Origin of the sequence: Mesorhizobium sp. M1338, assembly GCF_040318045.1 — a bacterium.
Classification (GTDB): Bacteria; Pseudomonadota; Alphaproteobacteria; order Rhizobiales; family Rhizobiaceae; genus Mesorhizobium.
In genome coordinates, this window is record NZ_JAMYLL010000009.1 from 34,794 (window position 1) to 47,503 (window position 12,710).

18 protein-coding genes and 1 pseudogene are annotated in these 12,710 nt (G+C 63.2%); 8 read left to right on the plus strand and 11 right to left on the minus strand.

Translation table 11 applies throughout. From position 1 onward, the window contains the following. The first annotated feature begins 491 nt into the window (after positions 1-491). The 5 genes from NKH19_RS11540 to NKH19_RS11560 all read left to right on the plus strand — a co-directional run bounded on the left by NKH19_RS11540 (position 492) and on the right by NKH19_RS11560 (position 3,264). Positions 492-692 carry a GNAT family N-acetyltransferase gene (locus tag NKH19_RS11540; protein ID WP_352871415.1) on the plus strand — a complete coding sequence of 67 codons (201 nt, stop codon included), beginning with the start codon at positions 492-494 and terminating at the stop codon, positions 690-692. Next, positions 689-958, plus strand: coding sequence for a GNAT family N-acetyltransferase (locus tag NKH19_RS11545; RefSeq protein WP_352871417.1), 270 nt, complete (start codon positions 689-691; stop codon positions 956-958). The genes NKH19_RS11540 and NKH19_RS11545 overlap by 4 nt, the downstream gene beginning before the upstream one ends. A 155-nt stretch (positions 959-1,113) precedes the next feature. Continuing rightward, on the plus strand, positions 1,114-2,547 hold the full coding sequence (locus NKH19_RS11550; protein ID WP_352871418.1) for an aldehyde dehydrogenase family protein: 1,434 nt from the start codon (positions 1,114-1,116) through the stop codon (positions 2,545-2,547). Positions 2,548-2,729: 182 nt separating this feature from the next. Next, a complete protein-coding gene (locus tag NKH19_RS11555; RefSeq protein ID WP_352871419.1) occupies positions 2,730-2,975 on the plus strand; it encodes a type II toxin-antitoxin system ParD family antitoxin in 246 nt (81 codons plus the stop codon). Next, the gene (locus tag NKH19_RS11560) at positions 2,965-3,264 is read left to right on the plus strand and encodes a type II toxin-antitoxin system RelE/ParE family toxin (RefSeq protein ID WP_352871420.1); all 300 of its coding nucleotides are present in this window, start codon (positions 2,965-2,967) and stop codon (positions 3,262-3,264) included. Before NKH19_RS11555 ends, NKH19_RS11560 begins: the two co-directional genes overlap by 11 nt. A gap of 154 nt (positions 3,265-3,418) precedes the next feature. Here the strand turns inward: NKH19_RS11560 and NKH19_RS11565 are convergent, their stop codons facing one another. The 8 genes and pseudogenes from NKH19_RS11565 to NKH19_RS33535 form a co-directional block, all read right to left on the minus strand. Beyond that, positions 3,419-4,177 (minus strand): amino acid ABC transporter ATP-binding protein, encoded by a 759-nt coding sequence (locus tag NKH19_RS11565; RefSeq protein WP_502910908.1) that lies wholly within the window; start codon positions 4,175-4,177, stop codon positions 3,419-3,421. Between the two features lie 26 nt (positions 4,178-4,203). Further along, complete coding sequence (locus NKH19_RS11570; protein ID WP_352871421.1) at positions 4,204-4,878, minus strand: amino acid ABC transporter permease; 675 nt, start codon at positions 4,876-4,878, stop codon at positions 4,204-4,206. Next, positions 4,875-5,546 carry an amino acid ABC transporter permease gene (locus NKH19_RS11575; RefSeq protein WP_352871422.1) on the minus strand — a complete coding sequence of 224 codons (672 nt, stop codon included), beginning with the start codon at positions 5,544-5,546 and terminating at the stop codon, positions 4,875-4,877. The genes NKH19_RS11570 and NKH19_RS11575 overlap by 4 nt, the downstream gene beginning before the upstream one ends. Positions 5,547-5,708: 162 nt before the next feature. Continuing rightward, entirely contained in the window at positions 5,709-6,497 is a 789-nt protein-coding gene (locus tag NKH19_RS11580) for an ABC transporter substrate-binding protein (RefSeq protein WP_352871423.1), read from the minus strand. Between the two features lie 112 nt (positions 6,498-6,609). Continuing rightward, positions 6,610-7,773 carry a saccharopine dehydrogenase family protein gene (locus NKH19_RS11585; RefSeq protein ID WP_352871424.1) on the minus strand — a complete coding sequence of 388 codons (1,164 nt, stop codon included), beginning with the start codon at positions 7,771-7,773 and terminating at the stop codon, positions 6,610-6,612. After that, positions 7,770-8,270 (minus strand): Lrp/AsnC family transcriptional regulator, encoded by a 501-nt coding sequence (locus NKH19_RS11590; protein ID WP_027035297.1) that lies wholly within the window; start codon positions 8,268-8,270, stop codon positions 7,770-7,772. Before NKH19_RS11590 ends, NKH19_RS11585 begins: the two co-directional genes overlap by 4 nt. Before the next feature lie 125 nt (positions 8,271-8,395). Next, complete coding sequence (locus NKH19_RS33530) at positions 8,396-8,815, minus strand: LysR substrate-binding domain-containing protein (protein WP_502910914.1); 420 nt, start codon at positions 8,813-8,815, stop codon at positions 8,396-8,398. Beyond that, positions 8,797-9,363: pseudogene (locus NKH19_RS33535) on the minus strand (LysR family transcriptional regulator); the annotation flags it as partial. The pseudogene NKH19_RS33535 and the gene NKH19_RS33530, both read right to left, overlap by 19 nt. Before the next feature lie 48 nt (positions 9,364-9,411). Here NKH19_RS33535 and NKH19_RS11600 point away from each other — a divergent pair. Further along, positions 9,412-9,627 (plus strand): hypothetical protein, encoded by a 216-nt coding sequence (locus NKH19_RS11600; protein WP_352871428.1) that lies wholly within the window; start codon positions 9,412-9,414, stop codon positions 9,625-9,627. A gap of 21 nt (positions 9,628-9,648) precedes the next feature. After that, positions 9,649-10,398 carry a sulfite exporter TauE/SafE family protein gene (locus tag NKH19_RS11605; protein ID WP_352871429.1) on the plus strand — a complete coding sequence of 250 codons (750 nt, stop codon included), beginning with the start codon at positions 9,649-9,651 and terminating at the stop codon, positions 10,396-10,398. Between the two features lie 24 nt (positions 10,399-10,422). Here the strand turns inward: NKH19_RS11605 and NKH19_RS11610 are convergent, their stop codons facing one another. From NKH19_RS11610 to NKH19_RS11620, 3 genes are all read right to left on the minus strand, one after another. Continuing rightward, the gene (locus NKH19_RS11610) at positions 10,423-10,917 is read right to left on the minus strand and encodes a GNAT family N-acetyltransferase (RefSeq protein WP_352871430.1); all 495 of its coding nucleotides are present in this window, start codon (positions 10,915-10,917) and stop codon (positions 10,423-10,425) included. Beyond that, positions 10,914-11,204: a type II toxin-antitoxin system TacA family antitoxin gene (locus tag NKH19_RS11615; RefSeq protein ID WP_352871431.1), complete on the minus strand. Its 291-nt coding sequence runs from the start codon at positions 11,202-11,204 to the stop codon at positions 10,914-10,916. The genes NKH19_RS11610 and NKH19_RS11615 overlap by 4 nt, the downstream gene beginning before the upstream one ends. An 84-nt stretch (positions 11,205-11,288) precedes the next feature. Then, complete coding sequence (locus NKH19_RS11620) at positions 11,289-11,738, minus strand: universal stress protein (RefSeq protein ID WP_352871432.1); 450 nt, start codon at positions 11,736-11,738, stop codon at positions 11,289-11,291. 205 nt (positions 11,739-11,943) lie between these two features. Between NKH19_RS11620 and NKH19_RS11625 the strand changes: the two genes are divergently transcribed. Then, on the plus strand, positions 11,944-12,525 hold the full coding sequence (locus NKH19_RS11625) for a histidine phosphatase family protein (protein ID WP_352871433.1): 582 nt from the start codon (positions 11,944-11,946) through the stop codon (positions 12,523-12,525). Positions 12,526-12,710: the final 185 nt, after the last annotated feature.

Consider the following 12,710-nt stretch of genomic DNA (forward strand, 5'->3'; position numbering starts at 1 on the left):
GACGAGGTCGACATCAACGAGATCCTTTTAGGCCGACGGCGCGGAAGTATTGAGGACGCAAGGCTTGTGTCCGGATCGGGCGGGAGCGGCTCAGTTTGAAATTTGGCTTTGTGCGAACTCGCGTTCAGGATGGCAACCATCCCCACCGTCTTGTTCAGCGTCCCGGTCATATTTTTCCATCGATCAAATTGCCGTTGGCGCAAAGTATATAGCGATTCCATGCCCAACAGGCGCGAGGACCAGAACCGCGTTTTGCCGATGCGAGACGCGCTATCGATCGAGCGGCGCCTTGACAGCGCCACGCTTCCTGCTTCAGCTTGAGGCCATGCTCGTTCTCGCGCCCGCCACCGACAAGCGACGCCGCCCCCGCACCATGCGGAACGGCAAGCTGATTGCGCGACGACAAAGGCCGGCGGAATAGATCCGGTTCGTTCGTTTCCAGCCCCGCCCGCGACATAAGCCGGTGGGGTTTTCATGTCTGGAGCACTTTCATGACCATCGTTTCTTCCATCCGGCTTCGGCCGGCCGTGCCGGCGGATGCCGCCGCGATCAGGAATATCGTGCGGGCCGCCTATGCCAAATGGGTGCCGGTCATCGGCCGCGAGCCGCTGCCGATGCGCACCGATTACGACAAGGCCGTTGCCGAGCATCCATTCGATCTCGCTGTCGAGGATGGCGGCATTGTCGGATGATCGAAACCATCCTGACCAACGATCACCTCTGGATCGAGAATGTCTGCGTCGCACCGGATGAGCAGGGCAGGGGGATCGGCCGGCTGCTGCTCGAGCGGGCCGAGCAGAAGGCAGTCGAAGCGGGTCGCCTCGAGATTCGCCTGCTGACCAATGGCGCGTTCGAGGCCAATGTCTCGCTCTACAAAAAGCATTGCTATACGATCGACCGCGAAGAGCCGTTCATGAACGGCGTGACGGTCTATATGAGCAAACGATCGGCAGGCTGACGCAAACAGCCAGATTGCCGCTGGCCCTGGCTCAACGACTGACGCACTGGCTCAACGACTTCGGGGGTTGCGTTTGACAGCGGCGTTTGTGCATCGTTATCTCCAGCCACATATGACGGCCGGTACCGCCACGCGGTGCATCCCCAGGAGAAACCATGTCACACAATCTGCGGTTCTATATCGATGGCGCGTGGGTCGATCCTGTTGTGCCCAACACGTTCGACGTCATAGATCCGTCGAACGAGGATGCCTTCGCGCAAATATCGCTCGGCTCCAAGGCCGATGTCGACAAGGCGGTGGCCGCCGCCAAGCGCGCCTTCAACAGCTTTGGTTTCACCGAGGTCGGCGAGCGGCTCGAGCTCCTGAACCGCATCATCGCGATCTACAAGAAGCGTAGCCCCGATCTGGCGATTGCCGTGTCGCGTGAGATGGGTGCGCCGCGCCAGATGGCGTTGGACAGCCAGGTCGGCATCGGCCTTGCGCATTTGCAGAAGATGGCGGACGTGCTGAAGACGTTCGAATTTCGCCACGTGAAGGGCAACCATCTGGTGGTCAAGGAACCGATCGGCGTCGTCGGTCTGATCACGCCGTGGAACTGGCCGCTCAACCAGATCACCTGCAAGGTCGGTCCCGCTCTCGCCGCCGGCTGCACCATGGTGCTGAAGCCATCCGAGATCGCGCCGCTCGACGCCATCATCTTCGCCGAGATCCTCGACGAGGCCGGCGTACCGAAGGGCGTGTTCAACCTCGTCAATGGCGACGGTCCGGGCGTCGGCCAGGCGCTGTCCAGCCATCCCGACATCGACATGATGTCGTTCACCGGTTCGACCCGTGCCGGCATCCTGGTGGCCAAGGCCGCCGCCGACACGGTCAAGCGCGTGCATCAGGAACTTGGCGGCAAGTCGGCCAACATCCTGTTCGGAGACGTCGATCTCGCAAGCGCCGTCACCAAGGGCGTCGCCAGTTGCTTCAGCAACAGCGGCCAGTCCTGCAACGCGCCGACGCGCATGTTCGTGCCGCGCGACCGCCATGACGAGGCTGCCGGCTATGCCAAGGCGGCTGCGGAAAAATTCACCGTCGGCCCCGCCGATGCGGCGGGCACCAAGCTCGGCCCGGTGGTCAGCCAGATCCAATTCGACAAGATCCAGGACCTGATCCAAGCCGGCATCGACGAGGGTGCGACGCTGGTCGCCGGTGGCCCCGGCCGTCCGGCCGAACTCAACCGCGGCTACTATGTCAGGCCGACGGTGTTCGCCGACGTCACCCACGACATGCGCATCGCCCGCGAGGAGATCTTCGGGCCGGTGCTGACGATCATGCCCTATGACAGCGTCGACGAGGTGATCGCCACCGCCAACGACACCGTCTATGGCCTCGCCTCCTACATCCAGGCCAAGGACATGAAGAAGGCGCGTGAAGTGGCGGCGCGCATGCGCACCGGCAATGTCTACATCAACTATCCCGAGTGGGATGCCGGCCTGCCGTTCGGCGGCTACAAGCAGTCGGGCAATGGCCGCGAATACGCCGAATACGGGCTCGAGGATTTTTTGGAGATCAAGGGCATCGCCGGGTATGAGGCGGCCGAGTAGTGTTTGACATTTTTTGGGGGCGCGGCCGGCGCCGATCCCACTAGGGAACTCTAAGGGCGCGGGCGCGCCCTTGCCATTTGGAGTCCGTCGACCGACCGGGACCTTACCCCTTCTGGGCGCCACAACATGGACATATACCAATTTTTGGTATATGTTTGCATCGTTACCTCAGGGTGAAGCTCATGTCCCGAAATACCTCTGTTTCCCTTGGCGACCATTTCGCCGGCTTTATCGATACGCAGGTTCAGACAGGCCGTTACGGTTCGGCGAGTGATGTCGTGCGTGCAGGCCTGCGGTTGCTCGAAGAGCATGAGGCCAAGGTCCGTGCCTTGCAAAACGCACTCATTGCCGGCGAGGAATCTGGCGTACCCGTTGCCTTCGATAGCACTGCATTCCTGAGGAAGATGCGGGCCAAGCATGCCAAATGAGAGCCGCCAATATCGACTCTCACCGCTCGCCGAAGCTGACTTGGAAGATATCTGGCTCTACACGTTCAAACACTGGTCGCTTGAACAAGCGGATCGGTATCACCACGATCTGATCGGTGCTATCGAGGCCTTGGCCAGCGGCGTCAAAAACGGCCGCCGCACCGAAGTGCGCGAGAACTATTTCAAATATCCCCTCGGTCAACACTTCGTTTTCTTCCGTCAATCCGAAATGATCCTAGATGTCATCCGCATCCTGCATCAACGAATGGACATCGAACGACATCTGTGACGGGCGAAGTGCGTTTGCTACCAAGATCCGTGCGATTTGGCGGGAATGGCAGTGAATCGCACCCTGGATATTGGCCTTTTCAGCAACGATAACAGTGGGATCGTTACCGGCCGCCCGAGAGAGAGCCATCGACTGACAGGCTCCACACCGCGCCTTAATGCCTGAGAATCTTGCTCAGAAAAGCTCGGCTGCGGTCGGTCTTGGGGTGGGAGAAGAACTCGTCGGGCGTGCCGCTTTCGACAATGGCGCCGGCGTCCATGAACACCACGCGCTGGGCGACCTTGCGGGCAAAGCCCATCTCGTGCGTCACCACCATCATGGTCATGCCTTCCTCGGCGACCGCCACCATGACGTCGAGCACTTCGGAAATCATCTCGGGGTCGAGTGCGGAGGTCGGCTCGTCGAACAGCATGATCTTGGGCCGCATGCCGAGGCAGCGCGCGATCGCCACGCGCTGCTGCTGGCCGCCGGAGAGCTGCGCCGGATAGGCATTGACCTTGTCGGCCAGCCCGACCTTGGCCAGTAATTCGCGGCCGGCCTTTTCGGCCTCGGCGCGCGGGATCTTGCGGACATGGATGGGGGCCAGCGTCACGTTTTCGAGCGCGGTCTTGTGCGGGTAGAGGTTGAACGCCTGAAAGACGAAGCCGATCTCGGTGCGCAACTGCGTCATGTTGGTGGCGGGATCGCCGAGGCGCTGGCCGTCGACTACGAGGTCGCCGTCCTTGATCGCCTCCAGGCCGTTGACGCAGCGGATCAGCGTGCTCTTGCCCGAGCCGCTCGGGCCGCAAACGACGACCACTTCGCGCGGCTCGACGCTCAGCGTAATGTCCTTCAGCACGTTGAGCGAGCCGAACCATTTGTTGACGCCGCGAAAGTCGATCATGCCGGTTTTTGTCAGGCTTGGGTTGCTCATGGCTGTTGGCCCTTTGGAATTCGCTGTCACAGCTGCACCTCGCCATGCGCCGCACCCATGCGGCGTTCGAGCCGGCGGGCAAGCATGATCAGGGGATAGCAGACGATGAAATAGCCGACGCCAACGAGGAAGAAGACCAAGAGGCCGTTCGGCACACGCTGCACCACCAGCCAGCCGACGCGGGTGAGGTCGGTGAGGCCGATCGCCGAGACGACGGAAGAATCCTTGATCAGCAGCACATACTGCCCGACCAGCGGCGGCAGCACGATGCGCATCGCCTGCGGCAGCACCACCTGGCGCATGCGCTGCCAGCGCGACAGGCCCGACGCGAGTGCCGCCTCGACCTGGCCGGTCGGTACCGAGCGGATGCCCGCGGCGACGATCTCGCAGATGAAGCACGCGGCCAGATTGGTCAGCGCGATGATGCCTGCGGTGAAGGCGTCGAGCTCGATGCCCAACTCCGGCAGGATGAAGAAGATCAGGAAGATCTGCACCAGGAACGGCGTGCCGCGGATCAGATCGACCCAGGCGCCGATGGCGCCTGATATCAACCGGTTGCCGCCGGTGCGCAGGATGCCGAGGCCGAAGCCGAGCGAGGTGCCGAGCACCAGGCTGATCAGCGACAGCACCACGGTCATGCCGAGGCCGCGCAGGGCCAGTGGATAGGAGCCGGCGAGGCTTTGCAACTGTTGCCAGATCATGTCCGCGCCCCCGCGGTGCCGAGCCAGCGGCTGGAGAGGCCAGCCAGTCCCTTCAGTCCGTAATAGAGCAGCAGGTAGAAGGCGGCGATGGTGAGAAAACCTTCCGCCGGCATGAAGCGGTCGGAGGCGAGCAGCTGGCCGGCGCGCGTCAGTTCGGAAACCGAAATCAGTGACAGCAGTGCGGAATCCTTGACCAGCACGATCGCCTGGCCGAGCAGCGGCGGGATCGTCACCTTGAAGGCTTGCGGCAGGACGACCAGGCGCATGCGCTGGACATAGGTCATGCCCGAGGCGACGCTGGCTTCCACCTGGCCGCGCGGGATCGACAGGATGCCGGCGCGAATGATTTCAGTGATATAGGCGCCGCTGTTGAGCGATAGCGCCAGGATGCCGACGACCAGTTCGGGCAGGACGAAGCCGAGCCGGGGCAAGCCGAAATAGAGGAAATAGAGCTGCGCCAGCAAGGGCGTGGCGCGCACCGCGTCGATATAGGCCTTGGCCGGCACGCGAAACAGCCAGCCGCGCTGCAGGTTCATGGCGCACAGCACGATGCCGACAATGAGCGCGCCGACAAAGGACAGCGCCGACAGCCAGACGGTCGTGATCAGGCCCTGCCCAAACAGAGGCAGATATTCGACGATGGTGCGGAAGCTGAAATTTTCGAGCATGGGCGCGCGGCGGTGAAGAGGGAAGGGCGAATAGCGAATAGCGAGTAGCGAGTAGCGAATAAGGAGTAGAGGAGTAGAGGAGTAGGGAGCAGCAGAGCATGGCCGGAACGGCCATTCCCTACTCGCTACTCCCTATTCGCTACTCCCTTACTTGCTAATTCCTCAGTGGTCTTTCTTCCAGGCGTCGGAATTGACCCAGTAGTCGAGGTTCTTCTGCAGGCGGCCGTCGATGCTGACCTGGTTGAGAAACAGGTTCATCCAGACCAGCAGTTCCGGCTCGTCATAGCGGGTGGCGAAGGCAAGCGGTTCCTTCGACAAAAGGTCCGGCATGATGGTGAAGGAGCCGGCCGGATAAGCGGTCGACTGGCCCTTGACCGCCGAGATGTCGTTGACGCCGCAATCGGCCTGGCCGTTGTTGACGGCGTCGAGCAGCAGCGGACCGCCGCCCTTGTAACTCTTGATATCGGCATCGGGGAAGGCGGTCTTGGCTTCCTTTTCGCCCGTGGCGCCCAGCAGCACGGCGATCTTGGTGCCCTTGGCCTTGCAATCCTCGGTGGTCTTGAACTTGCTGTCGGCCTTGGTGAAGACGGTGCTGCCCGTATACATGTAAGGCGTGGTGAAGGCGACCTTCATGCCGCGCGCCAGCGTCGGCGTCATGTCGGCGACCAGCAAGTCGGCCTTGCCCGAAAGCAGCGCCGGGATCAGCCCGTCCCAGTCGAAGTCGAGGAAGGTGATCTTGACACCCATTTCCTTGGCCATCAGTTCGGCGAGTTCAACCGAACTGCCGGTGCGTTCGCCATTGGCGCCGACCAGTGAGAAGGGAGGTCCCTGGGTCTGCACGGCGACGCGCAGTTCGCCGCGCTTGGTGATGTCGTCCAGTGTTCCGGCTGTGGCGGCAGTGGTGAGCCCAGCGAGCGCAAGTCCGGCGATGAAAAGTCTGGCAATCTTCATTTTGGTAGTCCTCCTTGTTTTATTGTTCCACGTCTTCGTTATTTTTCACCCTTTGGGGGTGCTTTTTTGAGCGGCGGCGCCGTTGTCGGCGGCGGCCACCGTTCGAAAATCCTCAGTCCCAGGCCACCGTTTCGGTGACCTTGATGCCGCGTCTGGCAAGCTCGTCGAAGAAGGGCTCGTCAGGCACATCGAGCAGCGGATTGAGCAAGCCGGGTCTGGTGATCTCGCCACGCGCCAGCATCTGCGCCACGATGCTGGCGGGATAGCCGACGCCGAGGCTCATGCCGAACAGGCCCGAAGCCAGGTCGCGCTCGATGATCAGGTCCGACGTCACCGTCTTGGCGCGGCCGTCTTCGAGCCCGGAAAAGACATTGCGCATCACGCAAAGATCCTTTTCGCCGGGGCCATATTGCAATTGGGGCCCGAGCAGCCGGCCGAGGAATTCGCGCGGACTGTTGGAGGTGCCAGGCACCTTGTCTTCGGAGAGGAAGCCGAGTTCCTTCAGCGGCGCCCAGAAGGCCGACCATCCCGGCCAGCGCAGCGTGTATCGGCCGGAGCGGCGCAACCCCTTGGCTGCGTCCAGCATCTCGACATAATGCAGCGCATCGCCATTGGGGAAGGCTTCCAGCCTGCCGAGGCCCGCGACTTCGATCTCATGGATGAAGGGATTGGCGTGCTGCTGGCCGGCCGGCACCGCGACGCGTTCGCCATCCTCGATCATCACGCTGTCGCGGTTCTGGCTGACCAGGACCATGTCGAAATTCCAGCTCACCTTGTAGCACAGTGGTTTGGCCATCGCCTTCGGCTCGGGGATACCGCCGCAATAGGAATCGATTGCTGTGATAGAGTCGAACTGCCTGGCGGCGCGCGCGTAGAGCACGAGGTCGATGCCGGGGTCGAGCCCGCATTCGGTCATGATCGAGACGCCGGCCTGTTCTGCGGCCGGCGCCAGGTCGGCGATCGACTTGGCGTAATTTGTGGTGACCAAGGGCGTGCGGGTGGTGATCGCGGCCTGAACCGCCTCGTGCATCAATGGCTGCGGCAACAGGTCGATGACGGCGTCGACATCATCAAGTACATTGGCCAGCGCCGGGCCGATCGCGCCTTCAGGCACGACGAAGCGTACGCGGGCAAGATCGGTCAGGCCGGCAAGCCGGGCCGGGCCGTCCGCTGCGGTGTCGACGCAGACGATTTCCTCGACGCCGTTGCTGGCGACGAGGTCGGCGATCGCCGCGCGGCCTTGCAGGCCGAGGCCGCCGAGAACCGCGACCTTCATGCCGGCTCCTTGCGATCGTCCGACCAGCAGCCTTCCGGCAGGCTGACCCATTTGTTGCAGGACGCCATGACGACGAAGGTCTCGCTGCGAACGACTTCGCCCGGTTCGCCGGCGCCAGGGATCAGCTCGCTGGTGACGCGGTAGAGATCGGCGACGTCGCCGGCCACCGTCACATCGACGATGATGTCGAAGCGCCCGGTGACCACCGAGGCCGAGTTGACGAAGGGCAGTTCGGAGATACGCTGCGCCAGCTCGCGGGCCCGGCCGCGCCCCTGGGCGTTGATGCCGACAATGGCCGAGATCAGTTCGGGGCGCTCGGTCAGGTTAAGCAGTCCGACGATCTTGAGCAGGTTGCGGTCGAGCAGGTTGCGCAGACGCGTGCGCACCGTCGGCACCGAAATCGCCAAGATCTCGGCGATGCGGTTGATGCCCGGCTGTGCATCCTGCGACAGCTGTTTGACCAGCCGCCGATCGGTCAGATCGAGATGTTCCCGCAAAGTCCCCGTCTTTCATAAAAGGAAAAAACTTTGGCAATTTTTTTGCCAATGTGCAAACAAGCTACGTCACGAATTTTTGAAATGCAAGGCAATGATTCAGTGTTGATGGGGATAGCGGCGCCGCTTCAGACCAGCGCTGCCGCCAGCAGTTTTGCCTGCGGCGTTAAATCGTCGAAGCGGCGGGCGCAGAGGTTGAGCTGGCGCGTCGCCCAGTCGTCGGTCAGCCGCAATGTGCGCAGCGTCCGCGCCGAACGGCGCGCCGCACTTTCCGGCACGACGGCGATGCCCGCACCTTGCGCGACCAGCCGGCAGACATTGTCGAGGCCGGGCACGCGGACGCGAAAATGCAGATGGCCGCCAAGGCGGGCGGCCTGGCGGGCGATGTGCTCCTGCAGCGCATGGCCAGTGCTGAGGCCAACGAACGGCTCGCCGAGCTGAGACTGGCTGCACGCAAGCCTGGAAGACCAGGCCAGTTCCGCGCGGCGATCACCACCAGCCGATCGATGAAGAACGGTTTCTGCTCGAGATGCGACAGACCGGCCCAGGTTGCGGCGATGCCGAGATCGGCCGTGCCGCTGGCCACGGCTTGCGCGATCTCGTGGCTGGGGCGCTCGTCGAGATCGATGTCGATCCCGGGGTGCGCGGCAAGGAAGGCAGGCAGGATGTCGCGCAGCAACTCGGCTGTGGCGGCGGTGTTGGCCATCAACCGCACGCGGGCGCGGAGACCCGTGGCATAGGCGGCGAGGTCGCCGGCCATCGCCTCGATCTGGTTCTGCACCGCCCTTGCATGGTGCAGCAGCGCCTGTCCGGCCGCCGTCGGCACCACGCCACGGCGGCGGCGCTCCAGCAACCGCGCGCCGAGCCGCTCCTCCATGCCCTTGATGCGGGCGCTGGCCGACGCCAGGGCCAGTCCGGCAAGCTCGGCGCCATGGGTGATGCTGCCACGCTCGGCCACCAGCAGGAACAGCCGGAGATCGACCAGATCGAAGCGCATTTTTTTGCTCCTGCAAACGGTCCGGCGCCCCGGGGGAGGCGGTCGGTTCCTTGCGCCAGCCTTCGCTCTGGACGAAGGCTGGCAACGCAACTTCCACATTGTGATCGGCCGAGATCTTCGTCAAACAGTTTTGCGTAGAGGTCTGTGATGAGCGAACGAGCATCGGGCCGGTTCGGCCTTCTTGAAGGCGCGGCGATTGCGCTGGCAATTGCGGTGGCCTGCTTTGCCATGGCGCGGGCGGAGCCCGGCTTGCAGAGATGCGCGGCGACGACTCCTGTCAGCCGCGATGCCGCGCCGGCAAAAGCCACACCCGAGGCCGCCAGCCCGGATGCCGACGCCACGGACATGCTGCTGCATGACTGATCCCGCCCTGAAGATGCCACCATGCTGAGCGCCGGCGTCCTCGCCTGGATCGGCGCCGTCTTCCTGACAGCCGGCTTCGTCAAGGGCGTCGTCGGCATGGGCTTGCCGACCGTGGCGATGGGATTGCTGGCGGTGACGATGCCGCCGGCGCAGGCCGCCGCTTTGCTTTTGATCCCGTCGCTGGTCACCAATCTCTGGCAATTGCTGACTGGGCCATCCTTTGGCGGCCTGTGCAGGCGGCTATGGACGATGACGGCCGGAATTGTGCTCGGCACCGTAGCCGGTGCCGGCCTGTTGACCGGCACGCATACGGGCGTGGCCTCGGCGGGGCTGGGCGCGGCGCTGGTGCTTTATGCGCTTGTCGGCCTCGCCAAGGCAGGCTTCATCACGCCGGTGCACCACGAAGTGTGGGCGTCGCCGCTGGTCGGCGTGGCGACCGGGTTGGTCACCGGCGCCACCGGCGTCTTCGTCATCCCGGCGGTGCCCTATCTGCAATCGCTGCGGCTGGGGAGGGAAGACCTGATCCAGGCGCTTGGCCTGTCCTTCACCGTGTCGACGGCAGCGCTCGCCATCGGGCTGTTCAGGACCGGCGCTCTGGCATCGCCGACGGCTCAACTGGCGGGGTCGATCCTAGCGCTGGCGCCGGCTCTGGCCGGCATGTTCGCCGGCCAGGCGCTGCGCCAGAAGATGAGCGTCGAGACCTTCCGCAAGATGTTCTTCGTCGGGCTGATGGCGCTGGGGGTATATCTTGTGGGCGAGGCTCTGCGCTAGCGGACGCTTTGCAGCCCGCGATCGTCAGCTGAGACTCGCATTGAGATCGGCGAGCGTGACCATCAGCGTCAATGGCTCGACCAGAGAAGGCTCGAATCCGACAGCCAGATAGAAGGCTCGGGCGTCTTCGGATATGGCGTGCACCAATATGCCTCTGATTCCCAGTATCTCAGCGGCCTGGAGTATCCGTAGACCGGCATCCCTCACGAGCGCACGACCGATGCCTCGGCCATGATGTGCCTTGTCGACCGCCAACCTGCCCAGCACCGCAACCGGGATCGGATCGGGCATATTGCGCCGGAAGCGACCAGGAGCTTCGACCATCTTCACGCCGCCGCTGGCAATGGCGTAGTAGCCAACGACACGGTTGCCATCGCAGGTCACATAGGTACGGGATGCACCGCCCGCCTGATTGGTCCGGGCACGTTTTTTCAACCAATCGTCGAGTGAGGGTATGCCCGATAAAAATTCGCTGAGTTCGTGATGTTCCGCGAGCGGAACCGGGGCCGACAGCGTCACGCAGCGTCCCATGGAGCGTTTGTCGTCATGGTGCGGCGCAACCGATCGTTCGATTGCGGCGGCGCGTCGAGACGGGTCAGAAACGCAGCGTAGACATCCGGCTCGACGGTGAACACAAGCCGGTTGAGCAACGCGTCCTCTGCGGCCCGTTGCGACGCTTCAAGCATGAAGTCGGTGCGATTCTTGCCGAGCAGTTCCGCTGCACGGTCGATCAGATTACGAACTTCCGGCTTGACGCGGATATTGAGCGGAACGCTCTTCGGCAGCGGATGATGTGACGGTGGCATGAATAGCTCCCTTCTTCGTCCAGATCATAGCAGACTGTAATGACATTGTCATTACAGTCGCGCGGCTGAGATTTGCGGACAGGTTTAGCGCACCACCAGCACCGGGATTTCGGTGTAGGACAGCACTTCCGTCGTTTGGCTTCCCAGAAGCAGCTTGCCCAGTCCGCGACGCCCGTGCGAGGCCATCACGATCAAGTCGCAGCCTCGAGCCTGCGACAGCTCCAGGATCGCCTCGGCGGGCCTCTTGTCCTCGACATGCACGACCTCTGCGGAGACGCCGGCCGCGTCCGCCGATGCCTTGCATTTGTCGAGAACCTCCTTGCCATACTTGCGCGCCTCTTCCTGGTAGGCGGCCAGTTCATCGCCCGCGGCAAAGCCGGCCATGGCGCCGCCCCAGGCGAAGACCGGGAATTGTTCGGAGACGGTGATGAAAGTGACGGCGGCACCAATGCCGCTGGCCAGCGCCAGGCCGTGGGCAACGCCCCTGTCGGCCAGTTCCGATCCGTCGGTGGCAATGAGCAGATGTTTGTACATGATGATCTCGACCTGTTGAGCAAGGGCCGATGCCCTTGGATGGCGGGAGCCTTGAAGCGGCTACCCCTGATATAGTTGCGGTATAGGGCTCCTCACAGGTCCAGCCTGACGCGGATCAAGGCCAGGCGACCACGCACTTTGTACCAACCGAATTCCCCTTTCCCATATCGTCCCCTAAGGTGCTCGCGACATCGAAAGGCATCTCATGGGCAGCGCGTTTCCCCAAATCCATCTGGTCCGGCATGGCGAGACGGCGTGGAGCCTTTCGGGGCGGCATACCGGCCGCACCGACATGCCGTTGACGCCGGCCGGCGAGGCGGCCGCGCGCGGTGTCGCGGATCGCCTGAAAGACCTGTCGTTTGCGGCCGTGTGGTCGAGCCCGTCGCAGCGCGCCTACAACACCAGCGTGCTGGCCGGCTTCGGTTCCGAGAGCGTCAAGAAGGACGATCTGCAGGAATGGGACTACGGCGCCTATGAGGGGCTGACGACAAAACAGATCCAAGCCGAGCGGCCCGGCTGGAATGTGTTTCGCGACGGTTGCCCGAAGGGCGAGATGGCGGCCGATGTCGGTGCGCGGGCGGATGCTATCATCAGACAGCTTCGTGAAGCTGGCGGCTCGATACTGGTGTTTTCCAGCGCGCATTTTTTGCGCGTGCTCGCGGCGCGCTGGATCGGCCTGCCACCCGAAGGCGGCGCGCTGTTCGTGCTCGACACGGCCAGCATCAGCGTGCTCGGCTACGAGCACGATCTGGGCGAACCGGTCATTCGGAAATGGAACCAGAAGTAGGGCGGCAGCAACGCCGGCTCGGCGCAACACGCCGTCGCTTCGTCATCCTCTGGCGAAGCAAGGAGCGCAGCGACGCAGCGCAGACCCGGGGATCCATGCCGCGACTTCAAAGCGTTGCTACGGTGCAGAATTGTGTCCGCTGCATTTCACGGGTCTTCGCGACGGATCTTCGCTCCTGCTCCGCC

Bases quoted from the DNA above. Each gene is read 5' to 3' on its own strand.
- NKH19_RS11615 (WP_352871431.1), bottom strand. From the start codon at position 11,204: ATGCCACCGTCACATCATCCGCTGCCGAAGAGCGTTCCGCTCAATATC.
- NKH19_RS11545 (WP_352871417.1), top strand. From the start codon at position 689: ATGATCGAAACCATCCTGACCAACGATCACCTCTGGATCGAGAATGTC.
- NKH19_RS11555 (WP_352871419.1), top strand. From the start codon at position 2,730: ATGTCCCGAAATACCTCTGTTTCCCTTGGCGACCATTTCGCCGGCTTT.
- NKH19_RS11605 (WP_352871429.1), top strand. From the start codon at position 9,649: ATGCTGAGCGCCGGCGTCCTCGCCTGGATCGGCGCCGTCTTCCTGACA.
- NKH19_RS11585 (WP_352871424.1), bottom strand. From the start codon at position 7,773: ATGAAGGTCGCGGTTCTCGGCGGCCTCGGCCTGCAAGGCCGCGCGGCG.
- NKH19_RS11600 (WP_352871428.1), top strand. From the start codon at position 9,412: ATGAGCGAACGAGCATCGGGCCGGTTCGGCCTTCTTGAAGGCGCGGCG.
- NKH19_RS11550 (WP_352871418.1), top strand. From the start codon at position 1,114: ATGTCACACAATCTGCGGTTCTATATCGATGGCGCGTGGGTCGATCCT.
- NKH19_RS11575 (WP_352871422.1), bottom strand. From the start codon at position 5,546: ATGCTCGAAAATTTCAGCTTCCGCACCATCGTCGAATATCTGCCTCTG.
- NKH19_RS11620 (WP_352871432.1), bottom strand. From the start codon at position 11,738: ATGTACAAACATCTGCTCATTGCCACCGACGGATCGGAACTGGCCGAC.
- NKH19_RS11540 (WP_352871415.1), top strand. From the start codon at position 492: ATGACCATCGTTTCTTCCATCCGGCTTCGGCCGGCCGTGCCGGCGGAT.
- NKH19_RS11625 (WP_352871433.1), top strand. From the start codon at position 11,944: ATGGGCAGCGCGTTTCCCCAAATCCATCTGGTCCGGCATGGCGAGACG.
- NKH19_RS11580 (WP_352871423.1), bottom strand. From the start codon at position 6,497: ATGAAGATTGCCAGACTTTTCATCGCCGGACTTGCGCTCGCTGGGCTC.
- NKH19_RS11565 (WP_502910908.1), bottom strand. From the start codon at position 4,177: ATGAGCAACCCAAGCCTGACAAAAACCGGCATGATCGACTTTCGCGGC.
- NKH19_RS11570 (WP_352871421.1), bottom strand. From the start codon at position 4,878: ATGATCTGGCAACAGTTGCAAAGCCTCGCCGGCTCCTATCCACTGGCC.
- NKH19_RS11560 (WP_352871420.1), top strand. From the start codon at position 2,965: ATGCCAAATGAGAGCCGCCAATATCGACTCTCACCGCTCGCCGAAGCT.